The organism is Mesorhizobium sp. M2E.F.Ca.ET.209.01.1.1 (genome assembly GCF_004010375.2).
Classification (GTDB): domain Bacteria; phylum Pseudomonadota; class Alphaproteobacteria; order Rhizobiales; family Rhizobiaceae; genus Mesorhizobium.
On the sequence record NZ_SADP02000650.1, the window covers coordinates 1 to 338 of the forward strand.

1 protein-coding gene is annotated in these 338 nt (G+C 67.2%); it reads left to right on the plus strand.

From position 1 onward, the window contains the following. Positions 1–27: 27 nt before the first annotated feature. The coding region (locus EN852_RS37290) for an aminotransferase class III-fold pyridoxal phosphate-dependent enzyme (protein WP_246694542.1) at positions 28–338 on the plus strand (311 nt) is incomplete at its 3' end.

Consider the following 338-nt stretch of genomic DNA (forward strand, 5'->3'; position numbering starts at 1 on the left):
GTCGCCTGCGTTTTGACCGAACCGCTGATGACCAATTTCGGCATGATCCAGGTCGCCGAGGGTTTTCACGCCGCACTTCGCGAGATCACCCGCCGCACCGGGACGGTGCTGATCATCGACGAGACGCACACCATCTCCAGCGGTCCCGGCGGCTACACAGCGTTGCACGGGCTGGAGCCGGACATTCTGGTCGCCGGCAAGGCGATCGCCGGCGGCATTCCGGCCGGCATCTTCGGCGTCTCGCGGGAAATCGCCGCGCGGCTTTGGAAGATCGTGCCGATGGTCAATCCGCGCGTGCGCCAGTCGGCGCATCTCGGCATCGGCGGCACGCTGGCCGG